7 protein-coding genes are annotated in these 8,272 nt (G+C 36.4%); 1 reads left to right on the plus strand and 6 read right to left on the minus strand.

Features of this window, described 5'->3' with window-relative positions; all coding sequences use genetic code 11:
- Positions 1 to 4 precede the first annotated feature (4 nt).
- The gene (locus ACFIM8_RS01230; RefSeq protein WP_375606011.1) at positions 5 to 784 is read left to right on the plus strand and encodes a succinate dehydrogenase iron-sulfur subunit; all 780 of its coding nucleotides are present in this window, start codon (positions 5 to 7) and stop codon (positions 782 to 784) included.
- A 1,862-nt stretch (positions 785 to 2,646) separates the two neighbouring features.
- On the opposite strand, the gene ACFIM8_RS01235 is transcribed toward ACFIM8_RS01230, so the two are convergent.
- The 6 genes from ACFIM8_RS01235 to ACFIM8_RS01260 all read right to left on the minus strand — a co-directional run bounded on the left by ACFIM8_RS01235 (position 2,647) and on the right by ACFIM8_RS01260 (position 7,944).
- Positions 2,647 to 2,823 (minus strand): hypothetical protein, encoded by a 177-nt coding sequence (locus ACFIM8_RS01235; RefSeq protein ID WP_375606010.1) that lies wholly within the window; start codon positions 2,821 to 2,823, stop codon positions 2,647 to 2,649.
- 1,266 nt (positions 2,824 to 4,089) lie between these two features.
- Positions 4,090 to 5,151, minus strand: a complete 1,062-nt coding sequence (gene virB11, locus ACFIM8_RS01240; RefSeq protein ID WP_375606009.1) for a P-type DNA transfer ATPase VirB11 — start codon at positions 5,149 to 5,151, stop codon at positions 4,090 to 4,092.
- A complete protein-coding gene (gene virB10 / locus ACFIM8_RS01245; RefSeq protein WP_375606219.1) occupies positions 5,126 to 6,283 on the minus strand; it encodes a type IV secretion system protein VirB10 in 1,158 nt (385 codons plus the stop codon). The genes virB11 and virB10 overlap by 26 nt, the downstream gene beginning before the upstream one ends.
- Positions 6,283 to 7,089: a P-type conjugative transfer protein VirB9 gene (virB9, locus tag ACFIM8_RS01250; RefSeq protein WP_375606008.1), complete on the minus strand. Its 807-nt coding sequence runs from the start codon at positions 7,087 to 7,089 to the stop codon at positions 6,283 to 6,285. Before virB9 ends, virB10 begins: the two co-directional genes overlap by 1 nt.
- 13 nt (positions 7,090 to 7,102) lie before the next feature.
- Positions 7,103 to 7,804, minus strand: a complete 702-nt coding sequence (locus ACFIM8_RS01255) for a virB8 family protein (RefSeq protein WP_375606007.1) — start codon at positions 7,802 to 7,804, stop codon at positions 7,103 to 7,105.
- Entirely contained in the window at positions 7,801 to 7,944 is a 144-nt protein-coding gene (locus ACFIM8_RS01260; RefSeq protein ID WP_375614371.1) for a TrwH protein, read from the minus strand. The genes ACFIM8_RS01255 and ACFIM8_RS01260 overlap by 4 nt, the downstream gene beginning before the upstream one ends.
- Positions 7,945 to 8,272: the final 328 nt, after the last annotated feature.

Below are 8,272 nucleotides of genomic sequence, written 5' to 3' on the forward strand. Positions count from 1 at the left end.
AAATATGGTACAAATTAAGCTTCCTAAAAACTCTCAGGTAAAACCGGGAAAGGTTTGGCCTAAACCTAAAGGTGCTAAAAAACTAACAGAATTTCACGTTTATCGTTGGTCGCCTGATGATGAGGAAAATCCTCGTTTAGATACCTATTACGTAGATCGTTCCGCTTGTGGCCCGATGATTCTTGATGGGCTTTTGTTTATTAAAAACCATATTGATCCAACTTTGACACTTCGTCGATCTTGCCGTGAAGGCATCTGTGGTTCATGTGCGATGAATATTGATGGAACCAATACATTAGCTTGTACCAAAGGGATGGATGATGTAAAACATCCCATTAAGGTCTATCCGTTGCCTTCCATGCCGGTTGTTAAAGATTTGGTTCCTGACTTGAATCGCTTTTATGCGCAACACCGAGTTATTGAGCCTTGGTTACAAACAGTTTCTCCTGAACCTGCAAAAGAATGGTTACAAAGTCACTCCGATCGCCAAAAAATCGATGGCCTTTATGAGTGCATTTTGTGTGCGTGTTGTCAGACTTCATGTCCAAGTTATTGGTGGAACGGTGATCGTTATTTGGGGCCCGCTGTTTTGCTTCAAGCTTATCGCTGGATTGCGGATTCACGTGATGAGATGTGTGGTGAACGTCTTGATAATTTAGAAGATCCTTTCCGCCTTTATCGTTGTCATACGATTATGAATTGTGCCCAAACTTGTCCAAAGGGATTAAATCCAGCGAAAGCGATTGCTGAAATTAAAAAACTCATGGTTGAACGCCGCCTTTGAAAATTTACTGATTGATCAAAATAAAGCGCAAGGTGGAAAATTGTATCTCCTTTTAGCAATTAAATCTCTAAAAAAAGATCGGCTGCTTATGGGAGCGCAGTAGCTATAATCATTCTAAAAGTGAAGTAATCCCTAAAAAATTAAGCAATCCTTGCAATGGCTGAGCAGAAAACTCATAGTTGAAAATTGATCAATTAACGAACAGTAAAAAGAAAAATAGAAAATTGTGCGTGTTTTTTGTGCTTTTTGAGGCTTAATCTCTAAAAATTTATTGGCTTCTATGAGGCGGTTAGTATAGTTATTATTGCCTTTAAAAAGGCTTTAGTTTTTTGAGTAGACTATACTTTAAATAGGCATTCTATGTAAAAATAATAAAATCAATATGCCATGTGTTTTTATTTTTATTAAATTCGTATCAGAATTTTTATTTTGATGCAGATTCAATTAATCATTTTTTATAAAAAATGATAACTCTGTATAAATATAGCACAAAAAATAAATGCTGATACAAATATTATAACGCATGTAAATTATCTAAATGAAATACAAAGGAGTGATCATTATGACAATTCGTCATTTTACGACACATTTATTATAATATCGAAAACATTGCTAATATTCAGGGATTAGGAATTTTTGATAATATCATTATATATAAAGGTCATATTTTTATTTTAAAGATTGGATTGTTAATCGCATTAAACAACAAAATTTATAGTTCTCAAAAAATGGAGAACGTAAAATCCCTCTCTATTGTAGAGATAGATCATATAGTTAAGGGGGGTAGTAATTTAAAACTATTGTAACGTCATAGATTTAAATTCACTAAAGAGCAAATAAGACGTTTGAAAAATATCAAATTTATAGTTTTTCCCGAAAATTTAGAAAACACTAGTGAGAATTCTAAGAACACGTGTTGCGAATGTGGAATAAGGGCTGTTTATAGGTTCATTTGAGTTGAATGAATTCAATCATCAAGAAAACATGTTATATTTTTTGCGTTTCGTAGGTTTTGATTTTATATGTTTTTATCTATAAAAAATAGAGATTTCTAGGTTTAGGTCTTATTTATTATGTTAGAGGGTTTCATTTTTTCTTGTATATATGCTGAAGAAGATTATTTAAGCAGTAAAAGTGTTTCTTATTTTATTTTTTAGCATAAAAGATATTTCTTAACATGAAAGAGAGGTGCCTAAGTATTAACGATATAATCAGCCATTGTTTTGGTATTTATTCTGTTCTACCGTAAAAACACTATCGTATTTAGGATTTGGTAATTAGAGTGGTTAGAAGGTGAAATCTGCTAGGTGAGGGGGCGGATTGTTTGCAGATCAGTGAGTGTTAAGAAGCTTCGTCCTTTGAGGTGTGGTAGGTGGAGTCTGTTAGCCAATTACGTAAACTAGAGCGAAATATATGTGGACAGGTTTTTAACCTAACCTCTCTTATATATTGTGATAGGAAATTCACATTGATAAGGACTACGACCGGTTACAGAAAACAGAAATCATTGCGAAAAAACAAGCGTGCTTGTTTTAAAATTTTTAAGGGCATGCAAAATTTCCTGTAGTATCACGCAGACCGTTCGTATTCTCGAGCCAAGAATTGTTCATATATCCTCTTCAATCTGATTTTCACGAATTGATGCAAGATATGGGTACGAACACCTGTAAAAATACGAACACCTGTAAGAATAAGCAGATGCAAAGCCAGTTGTATCATTATTGTTGCTTTGCAGAGTGTTTGATAAAAATCTGGAACATTTTTCCAATTCATTGCCGGTTTATTAATGACTTTATGGCGTTGTTTTTCTAAAAGAGCTTTTGCTGTTGCAGCTTTTACTTATCAGATGGGAGTTAAGAGTATTATGTATCTCTGTTGGCGTAATCTTTGAAAGTCGCTATACAGCCTCCTAATTTGAGGAGAATATGAAGCTGTAAAGGTGAAAACCAGTTTCCATTTTTAGCATCATTTTTTAATTCTGCTTTACGACTTCTAAAAGCATTTAGAGTAATGTCTTTTAAATAATAGAGATTACGCATTGCTTCACGCTTTTGTTTCTCTCGTTCTTTAATAAGATCGAAACCCTTATGTAAAACAGAACGCCCCGAACCAAATACACTTTGCTTGTCAATTTACACGCTTGTTTTTAAGAAACCTTTCTTTAAGGTGCCTAAGCTTATTTCATTACAGAGCTCGTGGATGGTATAATGGTAAAGCCCCGATGAATAATATAAAATTTATAGAGCATCTCCATTTTTATACTTCATAAAAGAGCAAGTTGGGCGTCATTAGACACTTTGCCAACTCCCAATGTTGTTACAATTTTGGGCATTTTGGATGGTTTATAAAAGGCATTTTTAGTGCTTTTTTGTACAGTTTCATTCTATACGGTTTTATTTACTTATAATGTGCAAGAGACATGGTTTTGGTTAATAAACAGCTTTGAAATGAGAGAATCCTACGGTACTAAGATCTTTTATCCAAAACGCAAAATAATGAACACTCTTTATAAGTCAATGTGATGCATCTTAAGAAGAGGGATTTTAGATCTGTTCTTTTAGGAATTTTCGCTTTTTGAGGTGCAGAGAAGAGAGCCGGAATATTCAGAGTAGAGCTTACCTTATGGAATCTATGGATATCGTCTTTAGGAGAGGGACATAAGCCACGTAATATGGTTAGCAAAGCTTGTTTAAGAGAAATTTGGTTGTTTACGAACAACTGGAGGTTAAGAATCTTTCTTCGTCCGAAGAAGACGTCGATATGTCACTATACTTTTTATTACCAAATAGAATGTGGTTTATGGATGCTAAATCGAAATGATAATTTATTTCGTATGAGGTTTTCCATATTTGGAGATTGTTTGGTTAAAAAACATATTTATTAATCACTTGAAAATAGCGCTTAGAATTTTTAAACGATAAGTTTTGGTCTTGATGACGATAATTATTTGTGATGATCGAAAGTACCTATTTTACGAAGCTTTCATTGATAGGCGAATCAAAATTTATTCTTTTCTTTTGTTTAAATATTTATTTTGCAGCTATTTTTTCTTTTTTGCATCAAAGATACTGTTTCAAAAGGTAAATGGAAAGAATGATCAAAGGCAAGAGAATAAAGAAAGCCTTATGTATAATTTGGTTTTCTCGTAGAGTTGTTGTCTATTAACTTTTTTCTTTTTTTCTTCATGAAGAGTGTAGAAAATCCATTGGAGAAGCAAAGAGAATAGGAAAAGTTAAAAAAATAGCCGTAACAATTAGTTACGGCTATTTTTGTTTGCTTCATATTACCGAGAGAGGAAGCTCCCCTTAAGCGATTTTTGATTTAGCAAAAATTGGGTCGTAAAAGACTTCAGTGAGTTTTCTATCTTTAAAGAACAACACTACGTCAACTGTTGTATAGAGAACGATTTTTATCATTTCTAACTCGAGTTGCCGGCCAATTTCTGATCTTTTAATCAAGGTGGCACATCTCTCAAATGTCTGCAAAGCGCTGTTGGCATGCGTTGTTGTAATCGACCCGGGATGACCAGTGTTGAGCGAATTGAGATATTCCCATGCTTCATTGCCTCGCAATTCAGCGAGAAAAATTCTGTCAGGCGACTGACGCATACATGCATCTAGGCATTCTTCAGCTGAAACACGGCCTACATTGTTACCATAAATCATATGTACATGATTGGGATGATTGGGTAGAAAAAGCTCATGAACATCTTCAATTGTGATAATACGCTCCTCTACAGGAACCTTTTCAACTAAAGAGCGAGCAAATGTTGTTTTACCAGATCCTGTTTTGCCTGCAATAATAATGTTGCGTTTGTGAAGGACGCATTCTTCCAAAAATTCAAGAATTTTTCCCTCACGTTTACTTTGTAAGAGTTGAACTTCAAATGGTTCCAACCGTGTGAAGTCCTGCTTCGATAACAAATTATTGGCTTCTTTTGCTGAAGGCTTATTAAAACTTACATCAGAAAAATCGTCAAATGCCCCTTCTTCTTTGAGTTCTTCTAACGTCTTAACTATGAGAGAATGTTTACGAATTACAAAGGAAAGAGCACCATCAACAACAGCTGGTGTTTGTATAATTGTACCACGTTGTCCACCAGGCAAGAGCACATAATTAATACTTCTGGGAGCCATACCGTTATAAACGATAATAGCTGTAATAAGCGTTTGCAAAAAAGTGGTTGTTAACTCTGGTACGCTATGTACTTGCCAACCCTTAAAGCTTTTCGTCCATACTTCACAGGGGCGGCAAATAGATAATTCAGTGATCGTGGGATCTTCTAAAAAACAATCAAGCGGTTGCAGAAGCTGAAAAACTGCTTGATCTTTTTGTATCGAGTTAACGTGTGACGAGACTGTAGACATCGCTGAAATCCAGATCACGAGCAACAAAAATATTTACTCGTTCGCCTTGGTTTTTGTAAAGTGTTGGTGTGATATTGATGGAATTTTGAAGAACATCGATTGCTATAGATTCAGCATTCTGAGCTCCTTTATTTTGTGAGTTATCTTTATTTTCTTTGCTGCTTTTACCAACTTTTCCTCTTACCCATTCTCCTAAATCACCGATAATGCTTACCATAATTGCACTACCAAATCTTTCCCAAAAATGTCTGTCAACCCAGCCACCAATACCTGCTTCACCCAGAGGACCTGTGCCTGGTGAGTCAAGATTGACAACAACACCAGAAGGCGTTTCAATGCGTAACCATTGCACAAATACGCGCGTTTGTCCTTGTTGTATGCCACTTTGGTAAAAACCAACGACTTTAGAACCACGGTCAAGCAAAACAACACGTCCACTTGTGGAATAAATATCGCGTGTTAAATGACACGTTGTCATTCCGGGTTGTGATGTAATGATTTTTGTTTCTAACGTACAATCTATTTGCGTTCCTTGTGTAATCAAAAAGTCACGGTTACGAAGTTGCATCGCATGTGATTGACCTAAACGCACGGGCTGAAGGTTATCAAATAATACGCCATTACCTCTATCATTATTCGATGCTTTATTATTTGTATCTGTAGATCCTTCGCTACCACCGTTGTTAAGGCTAGAACTGAGCATACGTTTGCGTGCTAATTCTTCAGAATCTTGGAGCATATGTGGAGGAATGGCTGTTTGAAGAAGTTTACTCAATGCCGGTGGAATATCCAAGTTTGAATCTTCTGTTTGTGTTGATTTTTCTGCTTCTTCTACAATCTTTGGCTCTTCTATAATCCGAGGGACATAGTTTGGTATAATTTGCTGTACTATTTGTTGTGGTTTTTCTTCCTCAACCTCCACGGTATTACGCATTTTAAAAGCTTTCCAAGTCAAGGCAATCGGTATCGCTACTATGACAATAAGTCCTACCATTAACAATGCACGGGTACCTGGAATTGTTGGACGACGTTCAGAACCTAGTTCGGACCCTCCATAGGTACCTTCAATATGTTTTTGTTCGACGTTGTCCAGTTTTGTACCTTTTCCCTCTCCTTCCTTATTGTCAAACATCATTTTCCTCCTTTATTGATACGATAAACCACCGAAGATACTGTCCCTGTTGTGTTTGGTACGCCATTGGGGTCATAGGCTTCATTAAAAACAGCTAGAGCGCGTTTACCAAGCCGTATAAGCCATTTAGGATTGACCTTATGAACGGCGATAATATCATTAGAACTGCCGATAACGGTGCGTGGTATTAAGCTTTCATTACCTTCAGCATCTACGACATAAATCGATGGCATATCCATGTTAGCGGGAAATTTAAAGTAAGTAATACGCCCATTGTCCCAAGCATTTATCGGAGCAATATCTTGGTGACCACTCATGGTATAACTGAGATTATAGCCGTTGACGCTTTGGTGAAAACCACGTTCAATCGCAAGGCGTCGATTGTTTTCTTCTGACTTTTCATCGTTTGAATCGGGATAATGGAAAGCCAATTCATATGTTGATCCCGCACGGTCATTCCGAAATTGTAGTCGGAATTTATAACTCCGTTTGTCGGTTACAACGATGAGATTGGTATTGGCAAGTTCTGCTTTTGGTTTAATAAAAATATGCCGCCCTTTATGAGCAAAGGCATAGGCTTCAGAATCACCAAAGGCATGAGTTATGTACTGTTCACCTTCTTCAAGAATAATATGTGTTGCCACACCAAGAACTGTTTCAATTTGAACCACATCCGCTTCGTTATACGTTATATAGCGAATGCGGTGATCATATTGTGAATTTGATGGACTTTTGAGCGCCTGCACAGGTACCGTATAAAGAGAAGAAAACGAAGACAATAGAACAACGAACGCAAGTTTTTTCATAACAATCAATTCCTTAATCATTCAACAGTATTTCTGGGTCAGAACGGTAACTTGTTACTTGAAAACCAAGGGGGTTAAGCAATCGATCAGATGATTTCATGGGTGCACCAACATAGGTGTAACCAATTGTTGCAATTTGGTGCTGTTTTGGTCCAGTAGCAGCACCGTTGCTGTCAAGTTGCTGAGTCGTAAAACGTACAGTTGCTTGACCGAGTCCATTAGGCTGGATTGATCGTACTTTAACTGTGATACGTGCTTTGTTGGAAAGCACTTTGTCCCGTGCATTTTCTCCATCATAGATTTTATAATATTCTTGTTGAACAGATGCCGCACTTAAAAGTGCTGTTGTGTCATAGTTCAGTTGAATGGTATCGTAGTCGTAAGTTTCGCGGTTAAGCACATATTGATTTAGCCAATATCTATCTACAACTTCACCATAGCTTTCTTCGTGTTCACGCATGATTGAGATAACATCAACTGCACCCGTCGTATTATCAACGCGCAATACTAAGGGAGTTGGAGCTGGTTGAGAAAATCCAACAACTCCACATATCATACCGAATAAGCCAAAAAGACCCACAGTACTCGCAACACGCCATGCCGTTCTGCGCGACCTTATAAATTCATTGATAAGATCACGTTCTAAGCCACGGCTTTCTTCATAATAACTTCTAAGTTGTTCGGCTTTCACTGGTTTTGCTTGTTTTGTTTTCATCTGTCTCCTCGCTTGATTTCGGCAGGGATTGTTTTATTAATAGGCACGCGGTTCCTATCATTGGGCTGTTTTAGCTTTGGTGCTAATGCACAAGCCGATAAAAGGTTTACAATCAAAATTATAAGAATGATCGACTTCATTTTAATATGACTCTTTTTTACTGTTATACACATTCTGATATTTGTTGTCATTATTATAATTTTGACACTAAAGTAAAGTGTATAGTTTACGATAATTTATCTTTTCTTAATTTCATTTTTTAATTTATGAAAATAGCTCAATTTCAGTGCGAGTATTTTTTACTTTAGGATTGGATATCTTGGTTATTTTGTCATATGGATATTAAGGGCGTCTGTTACGGGAATCATTGCTTTCTATCTCATCTAGTTTCTATGTCTCCATAGATGTCCAAATGTAATGCCTTTTGCGAGAGAATTGGCCATGCTTGATAGTTTGAGTAACAGCATG

The sequence above is a fragment of the Bartonella sp. AC535YNZD genome (assembly GCF_042196625.1).
Lineage (GTDB): Bacteria > Pseudomonadota > Alphaproteobacteria > Rhizobiales > Rhizobiaceae > Bartonella.

Bases quoted from the DNA above. Each gene is read 5' to 3' on its own strand.
- ACFIM8_RS01230 (WP_375606011.1), top strand. From the start codon at position 5: ATGGTACAAATTAAGCTTCCTAAAAACTCTCAGGTAAAACCGGGAAAG.
- ACFIM8_RS01235 (WP_375606010.1), bottom strand. From the start codon at position 2,823: ATGCGTAATCTCTATTATTTAAAAGACATTACTCTAAATGCTTTTAGA.
- virB11 (WP_375606009.1), bottom strand. From the start codon at position 5,151: ATGTCTACAGTCTCGTCACACGTTAACTCGATACAAAAAGATCAAGCA.
- virB10 (WP_375606219.1), bottom strand. From the start codon at position 6,283: ATGTTTGACAATAAGGAAGGAGAGGGAAAAGGTACAAAACTGGACAAC.
- virB9 (WP_375606008.1), bottom strand. From the start codon at position 7,089: ATGAAAAAACTTGCGTTCGTTGTTCTATTGTCTTCGTTTTCTTCTCTT.
- ACFIM8_RS01255 (WP_375606007.1), bottom strand. From the start codon at position 7,804: ATGAAAACAAAACAAGCAAAACCAGTGAAAGCCGAACAACTTAGAAGT.
- ACFIM8_RS01260 (WP_375614371.1), bottom strand. From the start codon at position 7,944: ATGAAGTCGATCATTCTTATAATTTTGATTGTAAACCTTTTATCGGCT.